Source organism: Sphingomonas sp. JUb134 (assembly GCF_004341505.2).
Lineage (GTDB): Bacteria > Pseudomonadota > Alphaproteobacteria > Sphingomonadales > Sphingomonadaceae > Sphingomonas.
Window position 1 is genome coordinate 755,001 of the sequence record NZ_SLYP02000001.1, and the last position, 26,627, is coordinate 781,627.

The 26,627-nt window shown below is 67.6% G+C and carries 23 protein-coding genes, 1 tRNA gene and 2 rRNA genes; 15 read left to right on the plus strand and 11 right to left on the minus strand.

Annotated elements, in window-relative coordinates:
• The first annotated feature begins 69 nt into the window (after positions 1 to 69).
• From EDF69_RS03500 to EDF69_RS03510, 3 genes are all read left to right on the plus strand, one after another.
• Positions 70 to 2,863: ribosomal RNA gene (locus EDF69_RS03500) — 23S ribosomal RNA — on the plus strand.
• A gap of 97 nt (positions 2,864 to 2,960) precedes the next feature.
• Positions 2,961 to 3,075, plus strand: a 5S ribosomal RNA gene (gene rrf / locus EDF69_RS03505).
• A 48-nt stretch (positions 3,076 to 3,123) separates the two neighbouring features.
• Positions 3,124 to 3,200, plus strand: a tRNA-Met gene (locus tag EDF69_RS03510).
• 339 nt (positions 3,201 to 3,539) lie between these two features.
• Here EDF69_RS03510 and EDF69_RS03515 read toward each other — a convergent pair.
• On the minus strand, positions 3,540 to 4,541 hold the full coding sequence (locus EDF69_RS03515) for a LacI family DNA-binding transcriptional regulator (protein ID WP_132883930.1): 1,002 nt from the start codon (positions 4,539 to 4,541) through the stop codon (positions 3,540 to 3,542).
• Positions 4,542 to 4,662: 121 nt separating this feature from the next.
• Between EDF69_RS03515 and EDF69_RS03520 the strand changes: the two genes are divergently transcribed.
• From EDF69_RS03520 to EDF69_RS03555, 8 genes are read left to right on the plus strand one after another with little or no spacing between them, the layout of a single operon-like run.
• Complete coding sequence (locus EDF69_RS03520; RefSeq protein WP_132883931.1) at positions 4,663 to 5,913, plus strand: MFS transporter; 1,251 nt, start codon at positions 4,663 to 4,665, stop codon at positions 5,911 to 5,913.
• Complete coding sequence (locus EDF69_RS03525) at positions 5,910 to 6,974, plus strand: sugar phosphate isomerase/epimerase family protein (RefSeq protein ID WP_132883932.1); 1,065 nt, start codon at positions 5,910 to 5,912, stop codon at positions 6,972 to 6,974. Before EDF69_RS03520 ends, EDF69_RS03525 begins: the two co-directional genes overlap by 4 nt.
• Positions 6,974 to 8,119 (plus strand): Gfo/Idh/MocA family protein, encoded by a 1,146-nt coding sequence (locus EDF69_RS03530; RefSeq protein ID WP_204991304.1) that lies wholly within the window; start codon positions 6,974 to 6,976, stop codon positions 8,117 to 8,119. The genes EDF69_RS03525 and EDF69_RS03530 overlap by 1 nt, the downstream gene beginning before the upstream one ends.
• Positions 8,116 to 8,487: a c-type cytochrome gene (locus tag EDF69_RS03535; protein ID WP_125961338.1), complete on the plus strand. Its 372-nt coding sequence runs from the start codon at positions 8,116 to 8,118 to the stop codon at positions 8,485 to 8,487. The genes EDF69_RS03530 and EDF69_RS03535 overlap by 4 nt, the downstream gene beginning before the upstream one ends.
• 13 nt (positions 8,488 to 8,500) lie before the next feature.
• Positions 8,501 to 9,415: a hydroxypyruvate isomerase family protein gene (locus EDF69_RS03540; protein ID WP_132883933.1), complete on the plus strand. Its 915-nt coding sequence runs from the start codon at positions 8,501 to 8,503 to the stop codon at positions 9,413 to 9,415.
• 44 nt (positions 9,416 to 9,459) lie between these two features.
• On the plus strand, positions 9,460 to 10,029 hold the full coding sequence (locus EDF69_RS03545; protein ID WP_132883934.1) for a gluconate 2-dehydrogenase subunit 3 family protein: 570 nt from the start codon (positions 9,460 to 9,462) through the stop codon (positions 10,027 to 10,029).
• A complete protein-coding gene (locus EDF69_RS03550; RefSeq protein ID WP_132883935.1) occupies positions 10,026 to 10,868 on the plus strand; it encodes a sugar phosphate isomerase/epimerase family protein in 843 nt (280 codons plus the stop codon). Before EDF69_RS03545 ends, EDF69_RS03550 begins: the two co-directional genes overlap by 4 nt.
• 26 nt (positions 10,869 to 10,894) lie before the next feature.
• A complete protein-coding gene (locus EDF69_RS03555) occupies positions 10,895 to 12,568 on the plus strand; it encodes a GMC family oxidoreductase (protein ID WP_132883936.1) in 1,674 nt (557 codons plus the stop codon).
• A gap of 96 nt (positions 12,569 to 12,664) precedes the next feature.
• Here EDF69_RS03555 and EDF69_RS03560 read toward each other — a convergent pair whose 3' ends face one another.
• The 4 genes from EDF69_RS03560 to EDF69_RS03575 form a co-directional block, all read right to left on the minus strand.
• Positions 12,665 to 14,149: a carbohydrate porin gene (locus EDF69_RS03560; protein WP_165890045.1), complete on the minus strand. Its 1,485-nt coding sequence runs from the start codon at positions 14,147 to 14,149 to the stop codon at positions 12,665 to 12,667.
• A 61-nt stretch (positions 14,150 to 14,210) separates the two neighbouring features.
• The gene (dctA, locus tag EDF69_RS03565; RefSeq protein ID WP_132883938.1) at positions 14,211 to 15,530 is read right to left on the minus strand and encodes a C4-dicarboxylate transporter DctA; all 1,320 of its coding nucleotides are present in this window, start codon (positions 15,528 to 15,530) and stop codon (positions 14,211 to 14,213) included.
• Between the two features lie 35 nt (positions 15,531 to 15,565).
• Positions 15,566 to 16,621, minus strand: coding sequence for a 4-oxalomesaconate tautomerase (locus EDF69_RS03570; RefSeq protein ID WP_132883939.1), 1,056 nt, complete (start codon positions 16,619 to 16,621; stop codon positions 15,566 to 15,568).
• Positions 16,614 to 17,285, minus strand: a complete 672-nt coding sequence (locus tag EDF69_RS03575) for a 4-carboxy-4-hydroxy-2-oxoadipate aldolase/oxaloacetate decarboxylase (protein ID WP_132883940.1) — start codon at positions 17,283 to 17,285, stop codon at positions 16,614 to 16,616. The genes EDF69_RS03570 and EDF69_RS03575 overlap by 8 nt, the downstream gene beginning before the upstream one ends.
• A gap of 104 nt (positions 17,286 to 17,389) precedes the next feature.
• On the opposite strand from EDF69_RS03575, the gene EDF69_RS03580 reads away from it, so the two are divergent.
• From EDF69_RS03580 to EDF69_RS03595, 4 genes are read left to right on the plus strand one after another with little or no spacing between them, the layout of a single operon-like run.
• Complete coding sequence (locus EDF69_RS03580) at positions 17,390 to 18,640, plus strand: LysR family transcriptional regulator (RefSeq protein WP_132883941.1); 1,251 nt, start codon at positions 17,390 to 17,392, stop codon at positions 18,638 to 18,640.
• A 28-nt stretch (positions 18,641 to 18,668) separates the two neighbouring features.
• The gene (locus EDF69_RS03585; protein ID WP_132883942.1) at positions 18,669 to 19,556 is read left to right on the plus strand and encodes an NAD(P)-dependent oxidoreductase; all 888 of its coding nucleotides are present in this window, start codon (positions 18,669 to 18,671) and stop codon (positions 19,554 to 19,556) included.
• Entirely contained in the window at positions 19,553 to 20,575 is a 1,023-nt protein-coding gene (locus tag EDF69_RS03590; protein WP_132883943.1) for an amidohydrolase family protein, read from the plus strand. The genes EDF69_RS03585 and EDF69_RS03590 overlap by 4 nt, the downstream gene beginning before the upstream one ends.
• Complete coding sequence (locus tag EDF69_RS03595) at positions 20,575 to 21,468, plus strand: amidohydrolase family protein (protein WP_132883944.1); 894 nt, start codon at positions 20,575 to 20,577, stop codon at positions 21,466 to 21,468. The genes EDF69_RS03590 and EDF69_RS03595 overlap by 1 nt, the downstream gene beginning before the upstream one ends.
• Before the next feature lie 15 nt (positions 21,469 to 21,483).
• On the opposite strand, the gene mgrA is transcribed toward EDF69_RS03595, so the two are convergent.
• The 6 genes from mgrA to EDF69_RS03625 form a co-directional block, all read right to left on the minus strand.
• A complete protein-coding gene (mgrA, locus tag EDF69_RS03600) occupies positions 21,484 to 22,563 on the minus strand; it encodes an L-glyceraldehyde 3-phosphate reductase (RefSeq protein WP_132883945.1) in 1,080 nt (359 codons plus the stop codon).
• Positions 22,564 to 22,723: 160 nt separating this feature from the next.
• Entirely contained in the window at positions 22,724 to 23,221 is a 498-nt protein-coding gene (locus tag EDF69_RS03605) for a hypothetical protein (protein WP_132883946.1), read from the minus strand.
• Between the two features lie 98 nt (positions 23,222 to 23,319).
• Positions 23,320 to 24,399, minus strand: coding sequence for a chorismate synthase (gene aroC, locus EDF69_RS03610; RefSeq protein ID WP_132883947.1), 1,080 nt, complete (start codon positions 24,397 to 24,399; stop codon positions 23,320 to 23,322).
• A complete protein-coding gene (locus EDF69_RS03615) occupies positions 24,396 to 24,923 on the minus strand; it encodes a GNAT family N-acetyltransferase (RefSeq protein WP_132883948.1) in 528 nt (175 codons plus the stop codon). The genes aroC and EDF69_RS03615 overlap by 4 nt, the downstream gene beginning before the upstream one ends.
• Complete coding sequence (fabI, locus tag EDF69_RS03620; RefSeq protein WP_125961322.1) at positions 24,920 to 25,723, minus strand: enoyl-ACP reductase FabI; 804 nt, start codon at positions 25,721 to 25,723, stop codon at positions 24,920 to 24,922. The genes EDF69_RS03615 and fabI overlap by 4 nt, the downstream gene beginning before the upstream one ends.
• Positions 25,720 to 26,595, minus strand: a complete 876-nt coding sequence (locus EDF69_RS03625; RefSeq protein WP_132884007.1) for a YihY/virulence factor BrkB family protein — start codon at positions 26,593 to 26,595, stop codon at positions 25,720 to 25,722. Before EDF69_RS03625 ends, fabI begins: the two co-directional genes overlap by 4 nt.
• Between the last annotated feature and the right edge of the window lie 32 nt (positions 26,596 to 26,627).

The window sequence follows — 26,627 nt, forward strand, 5'->3', positions numbered from 1 at the left end:
ACACTGCTCTGCCGAGTTTCGTGTCGGTCGCAAGACCGATCCAGTGTTGTCGTTGGTGGTGTGGACTCTCAAGCGTGAGGTAAGGGCAATTCGTGGATGCCTTGGCATGTACAGGCGATGAAGGACGTGGCACGCTGCGATAAGCGTCGGTGAGGTGTGAGCAACCTTTGACCCGACGATTTCCGAATGGGGGAACCCACCTTCACCATTTAATTCAGCCGGTGTGCGAACATCGGCCGGGTTAAATGGGAAAGGTATCACCGAAGTGAATACATAGCTTTGGTGAAGCGAACCCGGTGAACTGAAACATCTCAGTAGCCGGAGGAAAAGACATCAACCGAGATTCCGTTAGTAGTGGCGAGCGAACGCGGACCAGGCCAGTGCCTGATATTCAACTAGCAGAACACTCTGGAAAGTGTGGCCATAGCGGGTGACAGCCCCGTATGCGAAAGTGATGTATCAGGACTCGAGTAGGGCGGGACACGTGAAATCCTGTCTGAACATGGGGGGACCACCCTCCAAGCCTAAATACTCGTACATGACCGATAGCGAACTAGTACCGTGAGGGAAAGGTGAAAAGCACCCCGATGAGGGGAGTGAAACAGTACCTGAAACGGATTGCCTACAAGCAGTGGGAGCATCTTTAGGGTGTGACCGCGTACCTCTTGCATAATGGGTCTGTGACTTAATGTATCAAGCAAGCTTAAGCCGTTAGGTGTAGGCGTAGCGAAAGCGAGTCTGAATAGGGCGACCATAGTTTGATGCATTAGACCCGAAACCCGGCGATCTATGCATGACCAGGATGAAGGTGCGGTAACACGCACTGGAGGTCCGAACCGATTAACGTTGAAAAGTTACCGGATGAGTTGTGCTTAGGGGTGAAAGGCCAATCAAGCCGGGAAATAGCTGGTTCTCCGCGAAAACTATTGAGGTAGTGCCTCGAGCGAATACCCTAGGGGGTAGAGCACTGGATGGGCTAGGGGGTCGCGAGATCTACCAAACCTAACCAAACTCCGAATACCTAGGAGTACTACTCGGGAGACAGACGGCGGGTGCTAAGGTCCGTCGTCAAAAGGGAAACAGCCCTGACCTACAGCTAAGGTCCCCAAGTCGTGTCTAAGTGGGAAAGCATGTGGGAATCCCAAAACAACCAGGAGGTTGGCTTAGAAGCAGCCATCCTTTAAAGAAAGCGTAACAGCTCACTGGTCTAAACAAGGGTTCCTGCGGCGAAGATGTAACGGGGCTCAAGACACGCACCGAAGCTTAGGGTGTGCACTTTGTGCACGCGGTAGCGGAGCGTTCCGTACGCCTGTGAAGCGGGAGGGTAACCGACCGTGGAGGTATCGGAAGTGCGAATGCAGACATGAGTAGCGATAAAGAGGGTGAGATGCCCTCTCGCCGAAAGACCAAGGGTTCCTGCGCAAGGCTAATCCGCGCAGGGTGAGCCGGCCCCTAAGACGAGCCCGAAGGGGGTAGTCGATGGGAATGCGGTTAATATTCCGCAGCCTGGTGGTGTGTGACGGATGGCGTGTGTTGTCAGCTCTTATCGGATTGAGCTGGCTTCGAAGCTGTCCCGGGAAATAGCCCCACCGTATAGACCGTACCCGAAACCGACACAGGTGGTCAGGTAGAGTATACCAAGGCGCTTGAGAGAAGTGTCCTGAAGGAACTCGGCAAATTGCCTCCGTACCTTCGGAAGAAGGAGGCCCCATGTAAGCGCAAGCTCTCATGGGGGGCACAGGCCAGGGGGTAGCGACTGTTTAGCAAAAACACAGGGCTCTGCTAAGTCGGCTTCAAGACGACGTATAGGGTCTGACGCCTGCCCGGTGCCTGAAGGTTAAGTGGAGGGGTGCAAGCTCCGAAATGAAGCCCAGGTAAACGGCGGCCGTAACTATAACGGTCCTAAGGTAGCGAAATTCCTTGTCGGGTAAGTTCCGACCTGCACGAATGGCGTAACGACTTCCCCACTGTCTCCAGGACATGCTCAGCGAAATTGAATTCTCCGTGAAGATGCGGAGTACCCGCGGTTAGACGGAAAGACCCCGTGCACCTTTACTGCAGCTTCAGAGTGGCAGTGGACAAGAACTGTGTAGAATAGGTGGGAGGCTTTGAAGCACCGGCGCCAGCTGGTGTGGAGCCATCAAGTGAAATACCACCCTGTTGTTGTTTACTGTCTAACCTCGAACCATGAAACTGGTTCAGGGACCCTCTGTGGCGGGTAGTTTGACTGGGGCGGTCGCCTCCTAAAGAGTAACGGAGGCGCGCGAAGGTTGGCTCAGGTCGGTTGGAAACCGACTGTTAGAGTGCAATGGCATAAGCCAGCCTGACTGCGAGACTGACAAGTCGAGCAGAGACGAAAGTCGGTCATAGTGATCCGGTGGTCCCTCGTGGAAGGGCCATCGCTCAACGGATAAAAGGTACGCCGGGGATAACAGGCTGATAACCCCCAAGAGCTCATATCGACGGGGTTGTTTGGCACCTCGATGTCGGCTCATCACATCCTGGGGCTGGAGCAGGTCCCAAGGGTTTGGCTGTTCGCCAATTAAAGTGGTACGTGAGCTGGGTTCAGAACGTCGCGAGACAGTTTGGTCCCTATCTGCCGTGGGCGTCGAAATTTGAGAGGAGTTGACCCTAGTACGAGAGGACCGGGTTGAACGTACCTCTGGTGTACCTGTCGTCGTGCCAACGGCGCAGCAGGGTAGCTATGTACGGACGGGATAACCGCTGAAAGCATCTAAGCGGGAAGCCTCCCTCGAGATAAGATTTCTTAGGACGGTCGGAGACCACGACCTTGATAGATCGGATGTGGAAGCGCGGTAACGCGTGTAGCTAACCGATACTAATTGTCCTATTCGCGCTTGAAGAGTCCCACCATCAACGACAACCCTGGTTGTCCAAGATGTGGATGTACCCTCAGCCTTAACATCGATTTGAAAAACTTGTGTGCACCGGCTTCATTGCTTGGTGGCTATAGCGTCTGTGACCCACCCGATCCCATCCCGAACTCGGCCGTGAAACCAGACCGCGCCAATGGTACTATCGCTCAAGCGATGGAAGAGTAGGTCGTCGCCAGGCATTGAAGCCCGTGCACACACAACCCATTCACAATGCAATTCACCCTGGCGCGGGGTGGAGCAGCCCGGTAGCTCGTCAGGCTCATAACCTGAAGGTCACAGGTTCAAATCCTGTCCCCGCAACCAAACACCAAAGCCCGCTTGTCGCAAGACAGCGGGCTTTCGTGCGTCCGGCGTATGGGCGAGCCCGAGCTAAAGCAGGGCCGCTTGAGGCGCCCATTCGACCTTCGACGCTGTGGCCTGATCGCAGGCACCCCGCCACTCACCCCGACGCGCCCCGCTCTCCAACAAGGCGCACCCAACTGGACCCCGGCCTCCCCCGGGGTACGAAAAGGGCTGTCTGGAGGCGGGGGCGCCTTGGCTCTCGGACGCCTTGGGCAACTCTAGCGATCTAGCGGGCTAGTGGTCCGCGCAGGGTTGGCGAAGATCCTCAAGCACCGCTGCGGCCGACCACTGGCGGCGGCGCTAGCGGCGGGCCGGGGCGGTGCTGCTGCGGACCAAGAGCTCGTGGGCGAGGGTCAGCTGGCGACGGGCGGGGGTGGCGCCGCGCAGGATGTCGACCAGCAGTTCGACGGCGCGCTGGCCGATCAGGCCCTTGGGCTGGGCGACCGTGGTGAGCGACGGCGAGAAGAAGCGGGCGAGCGGCAGGTCGTCGAAGCCGATCACCGAGACCTGGTCGGGACAGGAGAGGCCCGCCTGGGCGATCGCGCTGATCGCGCCCATCGCCATCTCGTCGCTGAAGCAGAAGATCGCAGTGACTCCGCCCGCAACCAGTTCCCCCGCGCGCTGGAAGGCGGAGGCGGCGGAATAGTCGCCGGCGCGCAGCTGCAGTTGGTCGCCGAGGCCGTGGCGGTCGGCGGCGCGCAGGGCGCCCGTCAGGCGATCGCGGCTGATCGGGCTGATCGCCGGGCCGGTGATGACGCCGATGTCGCGGTGCCCGAGCGCGATCAGATGCTCGATTGCGTCGCTGCTGGCGGCGGCATTGTCGATGTGGACGCTCGGCACGCCGATGTCGGGGCTGTACTCGCAGCCGTTGACGATCGGCGCTGCCGTCCCCTGGGCGGCGAGCAGCGGGGCGAGGCTGGCCGGCAGGCGGTGGCCGAGGAACACCAGCCCGTCGACCTCGCGGCGCGAGAGCATGTCGGCGTACTGATCCTCCACCTCCGGATCGTGGCGGGTGTCGCCCACCACCACCGAATAGCCGGCATCGCGTGCCGCCTCCTCCGCGCCGCGGATGACACTGGCAAAGAAGGGGTTGGAGATGTCGGGCACGGTCAGCAGGATCTTGGCGGCGCGCAGCGTGCGCAGGCTGCGCGCGGCGACGTTGGGCTGGTAGCCGAGCGCATCGACGGCATCGAGCACGCGCCGGCGCGTCTGCTCGGCCACGCGCGCAGGCTGGCTGAGCACGCGCGACACCGTCGCGGTGGAGACCCCGGCGACGGCGGCGACCTGGATGATCGTCGTCATCCCCGCTTCATGTCGCCTGCGGCCAAGCGTGTCGATAGGGGTGATGTAATCCTTTACATGCCGGTTCGCGCTGTTAGGCTGCCCCCAAGAGCAGGAAAACTGCAGCGGAGGGGATGAGCGCATGGTCGCTGCCGAAGGGACGTTGACGGGTGACGTGCGCCCGGCGTCGGGAATGCTGACGGGGCGGCTGAGCGCCCTGATGTTCATGCAGTTCTTCGTCTGGGGCGCGTGGAACGTGACCCTGGGCCTGGTGATGCAGACGGTCGGCATCGGCAATTTGATCGCCAACGCCTTTTCGGTGGGGCCGATCGCCTCGATCGTCGGCTCGTTCCTGCTCGGCATGGCGGCCGCGCGCTATTTCAGCCCCAAGATGCTGATGGTGATCCTGCACCTGGTGGGCGGCGTGTTGCTGTTCGTGCTGCCGTCGCTGGTGACGCCCGAGCATGGCGACAGCTTCGTCTGGCTGCTGCTGGGCTACATGATCCTCTACATGCCGACCGTGGGCCTGGCGAACACCATCGCCCTCAAGAGCTTCGGCGAGCGGGTCGACCGCTTCCCGTTCGTGCGCGCGTTCGGCACGCTGGGCTGGATCGCGGCTGGGCTGATCATCGGCTGGGCGGGTCTGTCGGCGAGCCCGCAGATCTTCACCATCGCCGCGGTCGTCTCGATCGCGCTCGGGCTCTACAGCGTCACCCTGCCCAATGTGGAGGCGGACGCGCCGCGCGACGAGAGCGTGATCCGCCAGGTGCTGTGCGTCGAGGCGTTCGGCCTGGTGCGCCAGCGTTCGTTCCTGATCTTCATCGCCTGCGCGACGCTGATCTCGATCCCGCTGGCGATGTATTACGCCTATGCCTCCGCCTACATCGGCACCGCCGGTATCGAGAATGTCGGTGGCACCATGTCGATCGGGCAGATGTCCGAGCTCGCCTTCATGTTCTCCATGCCGTGGCTCTATCGCCGCTTCGGGGTGAAGCCGCTGCTGCTGGTGGGCATGATCGCCTGGGCGGTGCGCTATGCGCTGTTCGCGATCGGCGACGGCGGCGACTCGCTGTGGGCGATCTACCTGGGCGTGGCGCTGCACGGCGTGTGCTACGACTTCTTCTTCGTGGCGGGCGCGATCTACACCGGCACCATCGCCTCGCCCAAGGGCGTCAACGCGCAGGCGCAGGGGATGCTGACGCTGTTCACCTATGGCGTGGGCATGCTGCTCGGCTCGCAGATCGGCGGCCTGCTCTATGCCCAGCTGCCCGAGACGCCGAGCGTCGCCGACTGGCAGCACATGTGGTGGTACCCCGCGATCGCGGCGGCGGTGGTCGCGATCCTGTTCCAGATCAGCTTCCGCGACGAGACCAAGGGAGAGGCGCGCGCATGACCGCGATGAAGGGGCCGGGCATCTTCCTGGCACAGTTCCTGGGCGACACCGCGCCGTTCGACACGCTCGACGGGCTGGCCGAATGGGCAGCGGACCTGGGCTTCGTGGGCGTGCAGATCCCGTGCGACCCGCGGCTGATCGACCTAAAGACCGCGGCCGAGAGCAGGGACTATTGCGACGACCTGCGCGGGCGGCTCGCACGGTTCGGGATCGAGCCGACCGAATTGTCGACGCATCTCCAGGGGCAGCTGGTGGCGGTGCACCCGGCCTATGACGCGCTGTTCGACGGCTTTGCGCCGCCCGAGGTGCACGGCAAGCCCGCCGAGCGCCAGGCCTGGGCGGTCGAGCAGGTGACGCTGGCGGCGAAGGCGAGCGCCAACCTGGGGCTGTCGGCGCATGCGACCTTCTCGGGCGCGCTGGCCTGGCCCTATGTGTATCCCTGGCCGCAGCGGCCCACGGGGCTGGTCGAGGAGGCGTTTGCCGAACTGGCACGGCGCTGGACGCCGATCCTGAACGCGTTCGAGGATGCGGGCGTCGACTGTGCGTTCGAGGTCCACGCGGGCGAGGACATTCACGACGGCGCGTCGTGGGAGCGGTTCCTGGCGGCGGTGGGCGAGCACCCCCGCGCCCGCCTCCTGTTCGATCCGTCGCACTATGTGCTGCAGCAGCTGGACTATCTCGACTTCATCGACCGCTATCACGACCGGATCTCGTGCTTCCATGTGAAGGACGCCGAGTTCAACCCGAGCGGCCGGTCGGGCGTCTATGGCGGCTATGAAAGCTGGGTGAACCGGGCCGGGCGCTTCCGCTCGACCGGGGACGGCCAGGTCGACTTCGTCGGCGTGTTCAGCAAGCTTGCCCAATATGGCTACAAGGGCTGGGCGGTGCTGGAGTGGGAATGCGCGCTCAAGCGTTCCGAGGACGGGGCGCGCGAAGGCGCACCGTTCATTCGCGACCACATCATCCGCGTGACCGAGCGCCCGTTCGACGACTTCGCGGCGAGCGGCGTCGATCGGGCCGCGATCCGATCGCTGCTGGGCCTGAAGGAAGGCGACGCGTGATGCGGCAGCCGCTCCGGCTCGGCATGGTGGGTGGCGGCGAGGGCGCGTTCATCGGCGCCGTGCACCGCATGGCCGCCGCGCTGGATGGCGACTGGCGGCTGACCGCAGGCGCGTTCAGCACCGATGCGCGGCGCAACACCCGCACCGGCGAGCAGCTGGGGCTCGATCCCGCGCGCGTCTATGGCTCGATCGATGCGATGCTGGCGGCCGAGCGCGCGCTGCCGGCCGAGGCGCGCATCGATGCGCTGGCGATCGTGACGCCGAACCACCTCCACGCGCCGATGGCGATCGCCGCGCTGGAGGCGGGCTTCCACGTGTTCTGCGAAAAGCCGATGGCGATGAGCGTCGCCGAGGCGGAGGCGATCGCGGCGGCGGCCGAGGCCAGCGGGCGGAGGTTCGCGCTGGCCTTTACCTACAGCGGCTATGCGCTGGTCGAGGAGGCGCGGGCCCGCATCGCGCGCGGCGACCTGGGCGCGATCCGGTTGGTGCAGGTCGAATACCTCCAGGGCTGGCTGAGCGCGCCGATCGACGAGGCCGGCAACAAGCAGGCCGAGTGGCGCACCGACCCGGCGCGGGCCGGGATCGGCGGCTGCCTGGGCGACATCGCCACCCACGCGTTTCAGCTGGCCGAGCATGTCTCCGGCCTGCGTGCCGAGGCGGTGGCGGCGGACCTGACCATCCATGTGCCGGGACGGCGGCTCGACGACGACGTGAGCGCATTGCTGCGCTTCGACGGCGGCGCGCGCGGCACGCTCAAGGCGAGCCAGGTCGCGGCCGGCGAGGAGAATGGCCTGAAGCTGCGCATCCATGGCGAGCGCGGCGGGCTGGGATGGGCGCAGATGGAGCCCAACACGCTGACGCTGCGCTGGCTGGATCGGCCGGCCGAGATCCTGCGCGCGGGCGGCCCAGGCTTGAGCGACGGCGCGAACGGGCTGCTGCGCACCCCCGCCGGGCACCCCGAGGGCTATGTCGAGGCGTTCGCCAACCTCTACCGCGGCTTTGCCGTGGCGTTGCGCGGCGAGGGGGAGCGGTGGTTCCCCGGCGTCGGCGACGGGCTGCGCACCATGAAATTCGTCGAGGCCGTGGTCGCCAATGCGGCCTCGGACCGGAAGTGGACCAGCATCGATCCGGGAGAGAGTGTATGAAGCGTATCATCAGCCTGGGGGCGGCGGCAGCGATGCTGGCCGTCACCGCGGCACCTGCCGTCGCGCAGACCGCGCCGCCGCCGGCCTTTGCCGCCTGCAAGGCGTGCCACACGGTCGACAAGGGCGGCCGCAACGGCGTCGGCCCGAACCTGAACGGCGTGGTCGGCCGGCCCGCGGCCGCGGTGCCGGGCTTCAACTATTCCAACGCCATGAAGGCGTCGAAGCTGCGCTGGGACGAGGCGACGCTGGACCAGTTCCTGGCCGCGCCGACCAAGAAGGTGCCGGGCACGCGCATGCCGATCGGCATGGCCGACGCCGCCAAGCGCAAGGCGATCATCGCGTTCCTGAAGGCGCAGGGCGGCAAATGATCGGGCGGGGGGCATGACGGTCTCGCGTCGCACCGTGCTGGCTGCCGGCGCGGTCGCGCCGCTCGCGGCGAGCGCCGGCCTGGCGCAGGGCGACGGCGGCTCCAACGCCGCCCGCTTTTCGCTCGGCTATGCGCCGCATGAGGGCAGCTTCGCGAGCCGCGGCGGCCTGCTCGAGCAGATCGCCTATGCCGCCGACCAGGGCTTCACCGCCTGGGAAGACAATGAGGCGCGCAGCCGGCCGGTCGCGGAACAGCAGCGCATGGCCAAGGCGCTGCAGCAGCGCGGCATGGCGATGGGCGTGTTCGTCGCCAGCATGCCGAAATGGTCGCAGTCGCGGCCGCTGCTGGGTGCCAACGACGGGGCCGAGCGCGAGGCGTTCCTGGCCGACGTCCGCAGCGCCATCGACGTCGCCAAGCGGCTGAATGCGACGCGCATGACGGTGGTCACCGGCTTCATGGACCCCAAGGTGCCGGTGGAGATCCAGACCGCGCGGGTGATCGATGTCATGCGCCGCGCCGGCGACATCGTGGCGCCCCACGGCATCGCGATGGTGATGGAGCCGCTCAACACGCGCACCAACCATCCCGGCGTCTACATGCAGAGCATCGCCCAGGGCTATGCCGTGGCGCGCGGTGCCAACAGCCCGGGCGTGAAGATCCTGGCCGACCTCTATCACGAGCAGATCCAGTCCGGGAACCTGATCCCGGTGATGGACGCCTGCTGGAGCGAGATCGGCTATATCCAGTTCGGCGACAATCCCGGGCGCAACGAGCCCGGCACCGGCGAGATCCATTACGCCAACATCGTTCGGTGGCTCCGCCAGCGCCGCTATGCCGGGGTGATCGGCATGGAGCACGGCAATTCGGTCAAGGGCCGCGCCGGCGAGGACCGGCTGATCGCCGCCTATCGGGAAATCGACGCACAATAAGAAGGGGAGGCACGAATGCTTCGCACCACGGGAGGAGAGGCCAAGTGATCGATCGCAGAACGGCGCTTGCCGGCGTCGTCACGATGTTCGGGGCGGGACTGTTCGCGCCGATCGCGCGCGCGGCCGGTGCGGCCCAGGCATCGCGGGTGCCGGTGATCTCCGACGGCCCGCCGAGCACGGCGGTGTTCACGCCGGACCAGCGCGCGCTGGTGACGGCGCTGAGCGAGCGGATCATCCCGACCACCGATACGCCGGGCGCGATCGCCGCGGGCGTGCCGATGTTCATCGAGAAGCTGCTCGCCGACTGGGGCGTGCCGGACGATCGCAAGCCGATCCTGGCCGGGCTCGACGCGGTCGAAGCCCGCAGCCTGAAGGACTATAAGGTTTCTGCCGCCAAGGCGACGCCCAAGCAGCAGGATGCGCTGCTGACGCTGGCGATGAACGGCCAGATCCCGGGCGGCAAGGACTTCTTCGAGGCGATGCGCCAGATGGTGATCACCGGCTATTACACGTCGGAGATCGGCATCACCCAGGAGCGCGAATATCTGCCGGTGCCGGGCGAATACAACGGCGCCTTTCCCTATTCCCAAGTCAACAAGGTCTACAGCGCATGATCAGCCGCCGTACCCTGCTCGCGGGCGCCGGGGGCGCCGCGGCCATCGCCCTGTCGAACCGGATCGTCCCGGCCGCCCATGCCGCCCAGATCCCGGCGGTGGGGCTCCAGCTCTACACCGTGCGCGAGCTCTTCCAGAAGGACCCGGTGGCGACGCTGGGGCAGGTGGCGCGCATCGGCTATCGCGAGGTCGAGTTCGGCGGCGGCGGCTATGACGCGATGGATCATGCGCTGCTGCGCCGGACGATGGACCGGCTGGGCCTGCGCGCGCCGTCGGTGCACATCGGCTATGACGCGCTGCTCGGCCAGTTCGAGCGATCGGTGACCATGGCGAAGACCTTGGGCGCCGACACGGTGGTGCTGCCGTACATGACGGACCAGCACCGCACGGAAGCCGGATGGAAGGCGGCGCTGCCCAACATCGCGCGGTTCGGCGCCGATCTGAAGAAGGCGGGGCTGGGCTTTGCCTACCACAACCACGACTTCGAATTCACGGTGAAGCCGGGCGGCAAGAGCCTGTTCGACCGGCTGATCGAGGAGATCGACCCGTCGCTGGTGCAGGTGGAGCTCGACCTCTACTGGGCCGCGCACGCGGGCGAGGACGTGGCCGGGCTGATCGAGCGGCTGAACCGCCGCATCTATGCCTATCACGTCAAGGACATGCGCGCCGACCGCAGCATGACGGCCGTGGGCCAGGGCAAGACCGACTTCGCCGCGCTGTTCCGCCTGAAGGGAAGCGCCGGGGTCCGCCACTTCTATGTCGAGAACGACGAGGCGCCCGCGCCCTATCTTCCGGACATCACCACCAGCTTCAAGACGCTCCGCGCGCTGCGGTTCTGAGCACGTACGGGCAGGGGAACAACATCATGGCTTCGACCAACAGGTTCGACGCGATCGTCATCGGATCGGGCGTGAGCGGAGGCTTCGCCGCCAAGGAACTGACCGAAAAGGGGCTGCGCGTCCTGATGCTCGACCGGGGCGTCATGGTCGAGCACGGCGAGGGCTATCCGTACGACGGCAAGCCCGCGTCCGAGGTGCCGGCGCGCAACATCATGCCCAAGCCGGTGATGGACAGTAACTACTTCATCGCGCGTCACGGCTATGTGCAGCCCAGCAACCAGCGCTTCTACAACGACGACCGGCAGAACCCCTATGCCTATGACGAGGGGGACAAGTTCTACTGGATCCGCCCGGGTGCGGTGGGCGGCAAGTCGCTGATCTGGGGCCGGTGGAGCTTCCGCTGGGCGCCCGAAGATTTCGAGGCGAACAAGCGCGACGGCATCGATGGCGCCTGGCCGATCGGCTATGACGACGTCGCGCCCTGGTACAGCTATGTCGAGAAATATGTCGGCGTGTCCGGCTCGCGCGAGAACCTGCCCTATCTGCCGGACAGCGAGTTCCAGCCGCCGATGCCGATGAACGTCGCCGAGCAGTGGCTGAAGCAGCGGCTGGAGACGAAGTTCCCGGGCCGCAAGCTGATCCACACCCGCCTGTCCAACCTGACCGAGGACAAGCCCGAGCAGAACCGCACCAAGTGCCAGATGCGCAACCAGTGCAGCAACGGCTGCTCGTTCGGGGCCTATTTCTCGACCCAGGCGGTGACGCTGCCGGCGGCGCGCGCGACCGGGCGGCTGACGCTCCAGTCGGACGCGGTGGTGACCAACGTCGAATATGATCCCGCGCGCAAGCGGGTGACGGGGGTGCGCTATGTCGATGCCAAGACGGGCCAGGCGCAGACGGTGTCGGCCGATCTGGTGTTCGTCTGCGCATCGGCGATGGCGTCCGTGCAGATCCTGATGAACTCGCGCGCGCCGGGAAGCGAGCGCAGCCATTTCGACAGCAGCGGAACGCTGGGCCGCTATGTGATGGACCATATCTTCCGCGTGGGCGTGTCGGGCGAGATCCCCGGCATGACCGACCTGATCGAATATGGCCGGCGGCCGGGCGGCGTTTATATCCCGCGTTTCCGCAACATCGGCGGCGAGGAGGGCGTCGGGTTCAAGCGCGGCTATGGCTATCAGGGCAGCGCCAGCCGCGACCCGTCGCCGCCGGTCGGCTTCGGCGCGTCGATGAAGCAGGGCCTGCGCCGCTATGCGCCGTGGAAGTTCAGCATGGGCGCGTTCGGCGAATGCCTGCCGTACAAGGACAACCGCGTCTCGCTCCACGCCAGCAAGGTGGACCGGTTCGGGATACCGCTGATGCGGTTCGACGTGCGCTTCCGCGACAACGAGCTCAAGATGATGGCGGACGCGCGGGTGCAGGGCGAGGCGATGCTGAAGGGCGCCGGCCTCCTCAACGTGCGCAGCTGGGAGGGCGAGCATGTGCCCGGCGACGCCATTCACGAGATGGGCGGCGCGCGCATGGGCGCCGATCCCCGCACCTCGGTGCTGAACGGCTGGAACCAGGCGCACGACGCGTCCAACCTCTATGTCACGGACGGCGCGCAGATGGCGTCGGCCTCCTGCGTCAACCCGTCGCTGACCTACATGGCGATGACCGCGCGTGCGGCCGACCATGCGGTGAAGCAGCTGCGGGCGTAACCGGCGGCGCCCCGGGGGACTGCCCCCGGGGCGCTGCGCCTGACCGCGAGAGGCTTTGCGCGTGCTGCTGCGGGTCGGGTCCGCCCCACGCGGGGCCTAGCCTCCGAACAGCTGCGCCAGGTGCACGTCGACGCGCAGGCCCAGCACCACGGCGTCCGGAATGTCGGTCTTGCGGCTGGTCGCGTAGATCGGGTCCGGATTGATGACGTACTGGACGTTGGGCATGATCCGGAGCCCGGGCAGCGCCGCCCAGCCATAGTTCAGCTCGGTGATGATCTCGTTCGCCTCGGGCGATCCGGTGCCGCCCGCCTTGGCGCGCAGGTCGCGGAGATAGGCGATCTGCTGGTCGCTGAAATGCGTGTTGGTGACGAGCAGGCCGATCGTGTCGTTGTCGCGGCCCTTGAACGTCCCGGTCTTCACGAACCCGGCCGAGGCGAACCAGTCGATCGACTGGACGTTGCCGGCGTTGAGGAAGAAGCGCCCGAACAGCGCCAGGTTGCGCTTGCTGGCGCCTTGCGCGCGCGACACCGTCTGGTCCGCCATCGCATACAGGCCCAGCCGGTTGCCGCCGCGCCCGGCGCGGGGAAGGCCGCTCAGCGCCGCCGAATTGCCGTTCGCGTCATAATAGGGGCTCTGGCCGCCGTCGGTGTTGAGATAGAAGCCGAGCCGATAGCGACGCGGCAGGCGCTCCTGCGCGAAGCTGGTCTGGTAGCCGACCTCGCCCGGGATCAGCACGCCCGTTCCCTTGCCGAGCGAGAAGTCGAGCCCGCCCTTGCCCTTGGCATTGAGGTCGTTGTTGTATTCGAAGGCGCCGGTCTGGACGTACCAGCGGTCGTCGATCGCGTAGCGCGCCTTGGCCGCCCAGGAGGAGTTCGGATAGGCGGTGATGCCGATGTCGCTGATCGCGCCATAGGCGGTGAGGCAGCTGGTGTTGCTCATGAACGCGCAGTTGAGCGGCGAGTTGTTGAAATAGCTGTTCACTGCCGCGCGCCCGACCATCAGGTTGAGCTTGCCGAAATCGTGCTCGATGTTGAGCTGGGTGAGGCGGGGGCCGGAGACGGGGCGCCACGTCTGCTGGAAGCTGATCGAATTGCCGATCGAGTCCCGGCCCAGGCTGTCGCCGGTGAACCATGCGCCCTGGACGTGGAGCTTGGTGTCGGACCAGCCGAGCGCCTTTTCGAGATCGATGTCGGCAGCTGCCATCACCCAGTGCGATTCGGCGCTGCCGTGGCGCACGCCGCCGATCGGATTGGCGGCGACGTTGCCGACGAAGTCGAGCGTGAGATCGACGCCCTGGTCGTTGAGCGAGCGCAGCGCCTTGCCGATGGCGTTGTTGCGCTGGAACCGGGCGAAGCCGGTGGGCGCCTTGCTCTGGTCCGCGGGCGCCGCCTGCTTGGCACCGGGGGAGAAGGCGGCGGCGGCGTCGCGGCCGCTCTCGCGCTCGCCCTCGCCGGTCAGCGGCGGTGCGCTGGTGGTGGGGGCGGCGGTGGCGGGCACGTCGCGCGTGTCGGGCGGCAGCGGCGCCGCCTGCGCCTGTCCGGCGAGCAGCAGCGCGGCTGCGGTGGTGGTCAGAACGGGCATCGGAATCTCCTGTCCGGCCGCGTTCGCGCCGCGGCCGGTTATCATGGTCGTCGCAGCCGGATCAGGCGGCGGCGATGTCGTGCTTGGCGCGCAGCTTGCGCGTGCCGATGGTGGCGGCGAGGGTCCGCTCGTCGAGCTTGCCCTCCCACTTGGCGATCACGACGGTGGCGAGCGCATTGCCGATCAGGTTCACGAAGGTGAGCCCTTCGGCGAGGATGCGGTGGATGCCCAGGATCAGCGCGATGCTGGCGACCGGGATGACGCCCGTGGTGTTGAGCGTCGCGGCCAGCACGACGAAGGCCGCACCGGCGATGCCCGCCGCGCCCTTGGACGTGAGCAGCAGCACCGCGATCAGCGCCAGCTCGTGCCCGAAGGTGAGGTGGGTGTTGGTCGCCTGCGCCAGGAACACCGCGACGGTGGTGAGGTAGAGGCAGGTGCCGTCGAGGTTAAACGAATAGCCCGCGGGGATCACGAAGCCGACGACGCTTTCCTCGCAGCCGACCTTCTGCATCTTCTGGATGAGGCGCGGCAGCACCGTCTCGGTCGAGGTGGTGGCGGCGACCACGACGATCTCGTCCCACAGATAGCCGAGCAGGCGCCACAGGCTGACGCCGCACCACCAGGCGACCCCGCCCAGCACCACCCCGGTGAACAGGGCGCAGACGGCGAAGAACTCCAGGATCAGCTCGCCCAGCGACAGCAGCGATGCGGTGCCGAACTGGCCGACGGTGAAGGCGATCGCGCCGAACGCGCCCAGCGGCGCGAAGTACATGATGTAGCCGATGATCCGGAAGAAGCCCTGCGACGCGCTGTCGATCACGTCGATGACGGGCTTCGCGCGCTCGCCGATGGAGGCGATGGCGATGCCGAACAGCACCGCCACGAACAGCACCTGCAGCACATGCGCCTCGGTCAGCGCGCTCACGAAGGTGTCGGGGATGATCGCCATCAGATAGCTGGTGATCGACTGGTCGTGGGCGGAGGCGACATAGCCCTGGATCGAGGCGGTATCGATCGCGGCGGCGTCGATGTTCATGCCGGCGCCGGGCTGCCACAGGTTGACCGCGACCAGGCCGAAGACCAGCGCGATGATCGTGATCACCTCGAAATAGACGATCGACTTCAGCGCGACCCGGCCCACCGCGGTCATGTCGTTCATGCCGGCGATGCCGTGGACGACCGTCACGAAGATGATCGGGCCGATCATCATGCGGATGAGCTTGATGAAGGCGTCGCCGAACGGCTTCATCGCGACGGCGGTGCCGGGTGCGAAGTGGCCGAGCAGGATGCCGATCACCGTGCCGGCGAGCACCTGGAACCACAGCTGGCCCAGGATGCCGAACCGTCCGGCCCGCTTCGTCGTCTCTCCTATGCTTGTCATTCTTTTTATCTCTCGTTGGGGCGGCGGGCGGCGGTTCAGCCGAACAACATGCCGTCGAACAATTTGCGGGCGGTGCGCAGCATGGCCGCGCCGGTGATCGTGCCGCGCTCGTCCACGTCGATCACGCAACCGGTGGCGCCGGTCGGATGCTCGACGTCGACCGTCTTGGACCGGCCCTCCGGCACCACCGCCAGCGCGTGGGCGGGCGATCCGTCGATCAGGCAGGCGGTGGCGACGCTGACCGCGCCCAGCACGCCGATCGAGGCGTGGCAGCGGTGCGGGATGAAGGAGCGCACGCTGATGGCGCCGCCGTGTCGCGGGGCGGCGACCAGCATCATCTTGGGCACCGATTGGTCGGCGACATCGCCCAGGTTCATCATCGGCCCAGCCTCCAGCCGGATCGCCTCGATCCGCGCCTTGAGCGACTCGTCGGCGTCGAGGGTCTCGCGATCCTCATAGCCGGTGATGCCGACATCGGCGGCGCGCAGCACCACGCAGGGCATGCCGTTGTCGATCAGCGTGGTCTCCACGCCCCCGATCACGTCCACGGCGTTGCCGGTGGGGAGCAGCGCGCCGCAGCTGGAGCCGGCGATGTCGGCAAAGGCGAGCGGCACCGGGGCGGCGGTGCCGGGAACGCCGTCGATGCGGGCATCGCCTTCATAGGTGACGGTGCCGCCGGGGGTGCGGACGGTCGCGGTGGCGAGCTTGCCGGTGTTGACCATGAAGATCGAGACCGGGGTCTCGCCCTCCTGCGCCTCGACCAGCCCGCGCTCGATCGCGAACGGGCCGACGCCGGCGAGCATGTTGCCGCAGTTCTGCGCATCGGTGACGATCGCCTGGTCGACGAACACCTGGAGGAAGAGATAGTCGACGTCGGCGCCTTCATGGGCCGAGCGGGAGACAACGGCGACCTTGGACGTCAGCGGGTCGGCGCCGCCCATGCCGTCGATCTGGCGCGGATCGGGCGAGCCGAAGGCGCGCAGCAGGAAGGCGTCGCGTGCGGCCGGCTCCGCGGGCAGGTCTTCGGCGAGGAAGAAGCCGCCCTTGGACGTGCCGCCGCGCATCCACATCGCGCGAATGCCCTCAGACATAGCGAAGGCCCTTCTGTTCCAGCCGCTCGCGCATCGCATAGATGTCGAGGCCGAGTTCGCCCTTGGCCAGCCGCTCGCGCTTCTCGGCTTCCTTGGCCTCGCGCGCCTGCGCCTTTTCGAGCACCGCCGCGGCATCGGTGCGGCGGACCACGCAGACGCCGTCGTCGTCGGCGACGATCACGTCGCCCGCGTTCACCAGCTCGCCCGCGCAGACGATCGGCACGTTGACCGATCCCAGCGTCTCCTTGACCGTGCCCTGCGCCGAGATCGCGCGCGACCAGACGGGGAAGCCCATCTCGGTCAGGTCGCGCACGTCGCGCACGCCCGCGTCGATCACCAGCCCGCGGCAGCCGCGCGCCAGGGCGGAGGTGGCGAGCAGGTCGCCGAAATAGCCGTCCTCGCACGGGGAGGTCGGTGCCACCACCAGGATATCGCCTTCTTTCAATTGCTCGATGGCGACGTGCATCATCCAATTGTCGCCCGGCGGCACCGACACGGTGACCGCACAGCCGGCGATGCGTGCGCCGGAATAGATGGGGCGCAGGCGGCTGCCGAGCAGGCCGATGCGGCCCTGCGCCTCGTGCACGGTGGCGACGCCGGCATGGGCGAGACCGGCGACGACGGCCGGATCGGCGCGTTCTACGGTGGTGACGACGCTGGGCATCCTGGCTCCTTCGACAAACTCGTTGCGCCGCTCTCTAGGCCGCCGTTCCGGAATCGGGGACGTGGATTTGCGCACGAGCCATAAGCTGTGCTGAAGTGTGTCACATGATCGCATTCGCTCAGATGAACCTGCGGCACCTGGATGCGGTGGCGCAGGCGGCGCGCTTGGGAAGCATCAGCGCCGCGTCCCAGGCCATGAACCTGTCGCAGCCGGCGCTGACCCAGGCGGTGGCGAAGGTCGAGGCGCAGCTGGGCCACGCATTGTTCGACCGTCAGCCGGGCGGCGTGAGCCCCACCGAGGCCGGGCGGCTCATGACGGCGCGGATCGAGCGGGCGCTCGCCTATGTCGCGCGCGGCGGCCATCGCGTGCGGCGGGGCGCGCGCCTGCCGCCGCTGCCGCGCGTGGAACGGCGAATCACGCTCGGCCAGCTGCGCGCGCTGATCGCGGTGGACGAGGCGGGGAGCTTCGCGCTCGCCTCCACCCGCACCGGCATCTCGCAGCCAGCGCTGCATCGTGCCGCGCGGGAACTGGAGCAGCTGCTGGGCGTGCCGCTGCTCACCCGCCAGGGGCGCACGGTGCAGCCGACCCGGGCGGCGGTGCGGCTGCTGCGCTTCGCCAGGCTGGCGCGTGCCGAGCTGCAGGCGGGCGTGGATGAGCTGGAGGCGCTGCGCAACCAGGGGGCGGGACGCGTCACCGTCGGCACCATGCCGCTCGCCCGCGCGATCCTCCTGCCGCAGACGCTGGCGCGCTTCGCCCGCGCCTATCCGGGTGCGTCGGTGAACGTGGTCGAGGGGCCGTATCTGGAGATGCTGGGGGCGCTTCGGCAGGGCGACCTGGACCTTTTGGTCGGGGCGATGCGCGATCCCCTGCCGGTGGGCGACGTGGTGCAGGCGCCGCTGTTCCTGGACGATCCGGTGATCGTCGGGCGCGCCGGGCATCCGCTGCGCGCCGAGCCCGGCTTCGCATTCGAGCGGCTATTGGATTTCCCGTGGGTCATCGCCGCGGAAGGGGCGCCGGTGCGCGCGCGCTGGGAGCGGATGTTCGTCGATCGCGGGCTGGAGCCGCCGCGGCTGCGGATCGAGTGCGGATCGGTGCTGGTGCTGCGCGGGCTGATGCTGGAGGACGACTGGCTGACGCTGATGTCGCGCGACCAGTTTCTGTTCGAGCAGCGTGCGGGGCTGCTGGCCGAGATCGCCGGCGCGGGCGAGACGCTGCGCCGGAGCATCGGCCTCACCCACCGGGACGACTGGCACCCGACGCAGCTGCAAAGCGCGTTCGTGGCACTGTTCCGGGAGGTGTGCGCGGACTGGACTTCCGGAAAAGCAATGGAGAGCCAACCGTTCCGATATGCCTGAGGACGTGCCGGCGCACTAGCTCGGGAGCATGGACCGAGCAGTATCCCTGGCGTTCATCGGCTTCGGCGAAGCCGCGCAGGCCTTTTGCGAAGGCTGGGGCGCGCAGCCGCCGGGCGCGATCCGCGCCTTTGACATCAAGACCGAAGGTGCGGCCGCCGTCGCCAAGCGCGCCGACTATGCGCGCTGGCAGGTCACCGGCTGCGACCGCGCCGCCGACGCGCTCCGCGGCGCCGGGGCGGTGCTGAGCCTGGTCACTGCGGACCAGGCGCTTGCGGCGGCGAGCGATGCGGCGGCGGGGCTCGAACCGGGAAGCCTGTTCTTCGACATGAACAGCGTCGCGCCCGAGACCAAGCGCGCCGCGGCGGCCGCGATCGAGGCGGCCGGCGGCCGCTATGTCGACGTGGCGGTGATGGCGCCGGTGCGCCCCGCGCTGCTGTCGGTACCGCTGCTGGTGGCGGGACCCCATGCCGGGGCGGGCCGGGCGCTGCTGGAGCGGATCGGCTTCCAGGCGCGCGTAGTCCCCGGCGAAGTCGGTGCCGCGAGCGCGATCAAGATGCTGCGCTCGATCGTCATCAAGGGGCTGGAGGCGCTGACCGCCGAATGCCTGCTGTCCGCACGCGCCGCCGGGGTCGAGGAGGAGGTGCTCGCCTCGCTCGACGCGAGCTTCCCCGGCTGGGACTGGCGGACGCGGGCCGACTACAACCTCGACCGCATGCTCGTCCACGGGCTGCGCCGCGCCGCCGAGATGCGCGAATCCGCCGCCACCGTCGCCGGGCTCGGCCAGTCGGGCGCCATGGCGGCCGCCACCGTCGACTGGCAGCATCGGCTGGGCAGCCTCGGCCTCTCTCCGCTTCCCGAGGGGCTGGCCGCCAAGGCCGATGCCGTCCTCGCCGCCACAGGAAAGCACGACCAATGATCATCGACTGCCACGGACATTATACGACGGCTCCTGCCAAGCACACCGAGTGGCGCGAGCAGCAGAAGGGCGCGTTCAAGGCGGGCGGGGACATCGACCCCGCCTATCCGCCGATCAGCGACGACGAGATCCGCGAGACGATCGAGGCCAACCAGCTGCGGCTGCTGCGCGAGCGCGGGGCCGACATGACGATCTTTTCGCCGCGCGCCTCCGCCATGGCGCCGCACGTCGGCGATGCCGCCACCAACCGCATCTGGGCCGAGCGCTCGAACGACCTGATCAAGCGGGTGGTCGACCTCTACCCCGAGACGTTCGTCGGCGTGTGCCAGCTGCCGCAGACGCCGGAGCTGTCGATCGACCAGTCGATCGCCGAGCTGGAGCGATGCGTGACCGAGCTGGGCTTCGTCGGCTGCAACCTCAATCCCGACCCGTCGGGCGGCAAGTTCAGCGCGCCGCCGCTCACCGACCGCGCCTGGTACCCGTTCTTCGAGAAGATGGTCGAGCTGGACGTGCCGGCGATGATCCACGTGTCGGGCAGCTGCAACCCGGCCATGCACGCGACCGGCGCCTATTACATCGCCGCCGACACCATCGCCTTCATGCAGTTCATCGAGGGCGACCTGTTCCGGGATTTCCCCGACCTGCGCTTCATCATCCCGCACGGCGGCGGCGCGGTGCCCTATCACTGGGGGCGATATCGCGGCCTTTCGGACATGCTCAAGCGCCCGCCGCTTGCCGAGCATGTCATGAAGAACGTGTTCTTCGACACCTGCGTCTATCATCAGCCGGGAATCGACCTGCTGTTCGAGGTGATCGACGTGGACAACATCCTGTTCGGGTCGGAGATGGTGGGCGCGGTGCGCGGTATCGATCCGCAGACCGGGCAGTATTTCGACGACACCAAGCGCTATATCGACGCGCTGGCGATTTCCGACGCGGACAAGCGCAAGGTGTTCGAGGGCAACGCCCGCCGCGTCTATCCGCGGCTGGACGCGCAGCTGAAGGCACGGGGGCTCTGATGGCCGACTTCCAGATGGATCCGAACTGGCTGTGCTGGGATCCGGCGCCGAGCACGCCGCGCTTCACGCCGCCGCCGGGCGCCGTCGACGCGCATTGCCATGTGTTCGGGCCGGGCGACGTGTTTCCCTATGCGCCGGAGCGCAAGTACACGCCGTGCGACGCCAGCAAGGAGCAGCTGTTCGCGTTGCGCGATCATCTGGGCTTTGCGCGCAACGTGATCGTGCAGGCGACCTGCCACGGCGCCGACAATCGCGCGCTGGTCGATGCGCTCGAGGCGTCCGAAGGCCGCGCGCGCGGCGTGGCGACGGTGCGCGACACGGTGACGGACGAAGAACTGGCGGCGCTGGACGCGGCCGGCGTCCGCGGCGTGCGCTTCAACTTCGTGCGGCGGCTCGTCGATCCCAAACCCGACGCCTATTACCGCGCGATCATCGACCGGATCGCGCCGCTCGGCTGGCACGTCGTGATCTATTTCGAGGCGGCCGACCTGGAGGAGCGCTGGGACTTCTTCACGTCGCTGCCGACGACCGTCGTGGTCGACCATATGGGCCGACCGGACGTGACCAAGCCGGTCGACGGGCCGGAGTTCGGCCGCTTCGTACGGCTGATGGCCGAGCACGAGAATGTCTGGAGCAAGGTCAGCTGCCCCGAGCGGCTGTCGAAGTCGGGTCCGCCGAGCTATGACGACGTGGTCCCGTTCGCGCGCACGCTGGTGGAGCGCTTCCCGGACCGGGTGCTGTGGGGCACGGACTGGCCGCACCCCAACATGACCAGCCACATGCCCGACGACGGCGCGCTGGTGGACATCATCCCGCGCATCGCCCCGAGCGAAGACCTGCAGCGGCGGCTGCTGGTCGACAATCCGATGCGGCTCTACTGGGGCGCCCGCTAGGAGCGCCCCGTCCGGTCAGGCGGCGCTGCGGCCGCCGGCCGGCGGCGTCTCCCGGAGGCTGGAGGAGCCTTCCCACAGGTTGATCCCGCCTTCGGCCGCATGGGCGTCGATGCGGGCGAGCTCGTCGTCCGAGAAGTCGAGGCGGTTTAGCGCGTCGAGGCTGTCGTCGAGCTGGGCGACGGTGGGCGCGCCGATCAGCGCGGAGGTGACGCGAGGATCGCGCAGCACCCAGGCGATCGCCATCTGGGCGAGGCTCTGGCCGCGCGCCTGTGCGATCTCACCCAGCGCCCGTACCCGCGCGAGATTCTCTTCCGTCAGCAGCCCCTGCGATAGCGAGCCGCCGCGCGACGCGCGGGCATCGGCGGGGACGCCGCCGAGATACTTGTTGGTGAGCATGCCCTGGGCGAGCGGGGAAAAGGCGATGCAGCCGGTGCCGAGGTCGGCGAGCGTCTCCAGCAGGCCCCCTTCGATCCAGCGGTTGAGCATCGAATAGCTCGGCTGGTGGATGAGGAGCGGCACCTTGTGCGCGGCGAGGATGGCGGCGGCCTGGCGGGTCAGCTCGGGCGAGTAGGAGGAGATGCCGACGTAGAGCGCCTTGCCCTGGGCGTGGATCTGGGCGAGCGCGCCCATCGTCTCTTCCAGCGGCGTGTCGGGATCGACACGGTGCGAATAGAAGATGTCGACATAGTCGAGGCCCATGCGCTTCAGGCTCTGGTCGCAGCTGGCGATCAGATACTTCTTGCTGCCGCCGATGCCGCCATAGGGGCCCGGCCACATGTCCCAGCCGGCCTTGGTGGAGATCAGCAGCTCGTCGCGGTGGGCGCGGAAGTCGTGCGCCATCACGCGCCCGAAATTCTCCTCGGCCGAGCCATAGGGCGGGCCATAGTTGTTCGCGAGATCGAAGTGGGTGACGCCGCGATCGAACGCGCGGCGCAGGATCGCGCGGCCGGTCTCGAACACGTCCGCGCCGCCGAAATTCTGCCAGAGGCCGAGGCTGATCGCCGGCAGGTCCAGGCCGCTGCGACCGCACCGCCGGTAGGGCATGCGCCCGTCATAGCGGGCGGGATCAGGCTGGTAGGGGGGCTCGAACGACATTCGGCAGGTCTCCGGTTGCGGGGGCCTGCGCCTTGTAGATGCAACGGCGTGTCGGAGCTATTCCGGACGCGGCCCCGGAAAGGGAAAGCGCGCGCCAGCCAGCGGCGCGATGCCACTGGCTGGACGTGCGAAGGGTCCCGGCGGGTGCCGGGAGGGGCGATCAGCGGCCGCCCGAGCTGCCGCCGGTGCCGCCACCCGAGCTGCCACCGGTGCCGGTGGTGCCGCTGCCGGTGCTGCCGGTGCCCATCGTCCCGGTCGTTCCGGTGCCGGTGGTGCCGGTCGTGCCAGTGCCGGTGGTACCAGTGCCCGTGGTGCCGCTGCCGCCGGAGCTGCTCCAGCTACCGCTGGTGCCGCCCGAGCTGCCGGGGAGGCCGTCCGGAGACGTGGTGGTCGGGCCGCCCGGTGCGGTCGTGGTGGAACCGCGGTTGGTGCGCGAACCGCGGCGCGACGGGCGATCGGACCGGTCGGGGGTCGTCGTCGTCGACGTGTCCGGGCTGGTGGTCTGCGTGCCGCGCTGCGTGTCCGTCGTGGTTTCCGTGCCGGGGGTCGTGGTCGGATTGGCCGTCGGGTTCGTCGTCGTCGGACTCGTGGTCGTCTGTGCGATCGCGGCGGCTGAGCCACAAACCGCCAGCATACCGATCAGGATTGTCTTGCGCATGATGGGGTTTCCTTCTCCAAAACCGAGGGCTCAACGCCGTGGCTTCGAAGAAGTGCCATGTTTTCGCCAAGATTCTCGGCCGAAAAATCCTTAGATTATCATAGGTTGATTCCACCGCATTGGGCGCGGTGGAGCAGTTTCTGATCGGCGAGGACTAGCGCGACCATCGCCTCTACTACGGGCACGCCGCGAATGCCGACGCAGGGATCGTGCCGGCCGCGGGTGGCGAGCGTCGTCGCCTCTCCGGCCCGGTTGATGGTCTCCATCGGCGTCAGGATCGAGCTGGTCGGCTTGAAGGCGACGCGCAGGCGGACCGGCTGGCCGGTGGCGATCCCGCCCGCGATGCCGCCGGCGTGGTTGGCGAGGAAGCGGGGGCCGTCCTCGCCGGGGCGCATCGGATCGGCGTTCTCCTCGCCGGAAAGCGCGGCGGCCGCGAAGCCGTCGCCGATCTCGACGCCCTTGACCGCATTGATCGACATGGCGGCGGCGGCGAGCTCGCTGTCGAGCTTGGCATAGAGCGGCGCGCCCCAGCCGGCGGGGACGCCGGTCGCTTCGCAGGCGACCACGGCGCCGAGCGACGAGCCGGCCTTGCGTGCGCGGTCGACCAGCGCCTCCCAGCGGAGGGCGGCTTGCGGGTCGGGGCAGAAGAAGGGGTTGCGCCCGATCTCGGCGGCATCGAAGTTCGCATAGTCGATGGTGTCGCCGCCGATCGCCTCGACCCAGGCGGTGATCGTCACCTCCGGGATCACCAGCCGGGCGACGGCGCCGGCCGCCACGCGCGACGCGGTCTCACGCGCGGAGGAACGCCCGCCGCCGCGATAGTCGCGGAAGCCGTACTTGGCGTCGTACGCATAGTCGGCATGACCCGGGCGATAGGCCTGGGCGACCTCCGAATAATCCTTGGAGCGCTGGTCGACGTTCTCGATCATCAGCGAGATCGGGGTACCGGTGGTGCGGCCTTCGAACACGCCGGAGAGGATGCGGACTTCGTCGGGCTCGCGGCGCTGGGTGGTGAAGCGCGAGGTGCCGGGGCGGCGCGCGTCGAGGAACGGCTGGATGTCGGCCTCGGTGAGGGCGATTCCCGGCGGGCATCCGTCGACCACGGCGCCGATGGCGGGGCCATGGCTCTCGCCCCAGGTGGTGAAGCGGAACACCCGCCCGAAGCTGTTGACGCTCATGCGGCCTCCCCGAGCAGCGCAAAGGCGCCGGCGTGCGTCGCGTCACCGCGGACGCCGCAGGGCATGGCGCCCTGCTGCAGCGGCAGCGCCAGCAGATAGTCGCCCGCGTAGGGCGAGGCGAAGCCCTTCGCCCAATCGGCCGCAAAGCCGAAGCGGCCGTAATAGTCCGGATCGCCGAGCACAAAGCACAGGTGCACGCCCGCATCGGCGAGATGCTGGAGCCCTGCGCGGACCAGCGCCTCGCCCACGCCCTGGCGGCGGTGGGAGGCGGCGACCGCGACCGGCGCGAGCGCCACCGCGGCGACGGGCTTGCCCGCGATGTCCACGGCCATGCGGCTGAACGCCACCATGCCCGCGAGCATGCCGTCGTCCTCGTCATCGGCGACCAGCGTCAGCACCATGTCGCCGTCGATGCACAGCCGCTGGACCAGCATCGCCTCGTCGGGGGCCGGAAAGGCGGTGCGCAGCAGCGCGTCGATGGCGGCCACGTCCCCGCCCGAGGCCGGGCGGATGGTGATGCTCACGACAGTGCGATGTCGGGCGCGTCCTCGGCCTTCATGCCGATGACGTTGTAGCCACCGTCGACGTGGTGGATCTCGCCGGTGACGCCGCTCGCCAGGTCGGAGAGCATGTAGAGGCCGGCGCCGCCGACGTCCTCGATGGTGACGTTGCGGCGGAGCGGCGAGTTGAGCTCGTTCCACTTCAGGATGTAGCGGAAGTCGCCGATGCCCGAGGCGGCGAGCGTCTTGATCGGGCCGGCCGAGATCGCGTTGACGCGGATGTTGTCGCGCCCGAGGTCGACCGCCAGATACTTGACCGAGGTGTCGAGCGCCGACTTGGCCACGCCCATCACGTTGTAGTGGGGGACGACCTTTTCCGAGCCATAATAGGTCAGCGTCAGGAGGCTGCCGCCGTTCGGCATCATCTCCCGCGCGCGCTTGGCGACGGCGGTGAAGCTGTAGACCGAGATGTTCATGGTCATCAGGAAGTTTTCGAGGCTGGTGTCGTAATAGCGACCGCGCAGCTCGTTCTTGTCGGCAAAGCCGATCGCGTGGACGACGAAGTCGATCGTCGGCCACTTCTGCGCCAGCTCGTCGAACGCGCGGTCGAGCGCGCCCATGTCCGACACGTCGCATTCGATCAGCGTGTCCGAGCCCAGCTGCTCGGCGAGCGGCTTCACGCGCTTGCCCAGCGCTTCACCCTGGTAGGTGAAGGCCATCTCTGCGCCCTGCTCGTGGAGCGCCTTGGCGATGCCCCATGCCAGCGAACGATCGTTGGCAAGCCCCATGATGAGCCCACGCTTGCCCTGCATCAGTCCCGTCACGCCGCTGTATCCTCCTGTGGTCCGGCCGGCTCCTCTAGCCCCGCTTCGGGGGTTTCCGCCAGCGCCGCGTTCAACTCTGCGCCGACGACCACCCCCAACCCCACGACGAAGAAGAAGATCAGCGCGATCATGACGCCTGCCAGGCTCCCGTAGGTGAGATCATAGCCACCAAGCAAGTCGAGCGCCAAAGGCAGCAGCGCGGTGGTGCCCAGCCACCAGCCCGCCGTCAGCGCCGCGCCCGGCCATTTGGGGCATTTGCTGTAGCGATACTTGCTGGGGGTGAGGCTGTAGAACAGCATGTAGAGCGCGACGAACAGCGCGACCGCCGGCGCCAGCCGCGCGACCGAGAGGATGCGCGCCGTGTCGGTCAGGAACGGCATCACGCGCAGGATGAACTGCTCGACGCCCAAGAGCGCCACCTGGAAGCTGAACGCGGCCATCGCCAGGATCACCGAGCCGACGATCAGGCCGATCGAGCCCAGGCGATATTCCCAGAACGGCCGGCTGAAGGGGATGCCATAGGCCTGGCGCAGGATCGAGCGCACCGTCTCGATGAAGCCGGTGGTGGTCCACAGGCCGACCAGCGCGCCCAGCCACAGGAGCGAGCCCGAGCGGGCCTGGAGCACGTCCAGGATCGGCTTTTCGAGCACGCTTGCGACTTCGGGCGGGACGGTGCGCAGGAACGCCTCGACCGCATGGACGCCGTCGCCGGTGCGCCCCACCAGCCGCGCGACCGCAGCCGCCACGATGAAGAAGGGGAACAGCGTGACGAGCGACAGATAGGCGAGGTTGCCGGCGTGGGTGAAGCCGTCGGTATAGGTGCCGACCGCGACCCGGCGCAGGATCTCGATCACCCGTTCGCTCAGCCCCATGCGCGACAGGAGCGGCGCGCGGCGGTGCCGCC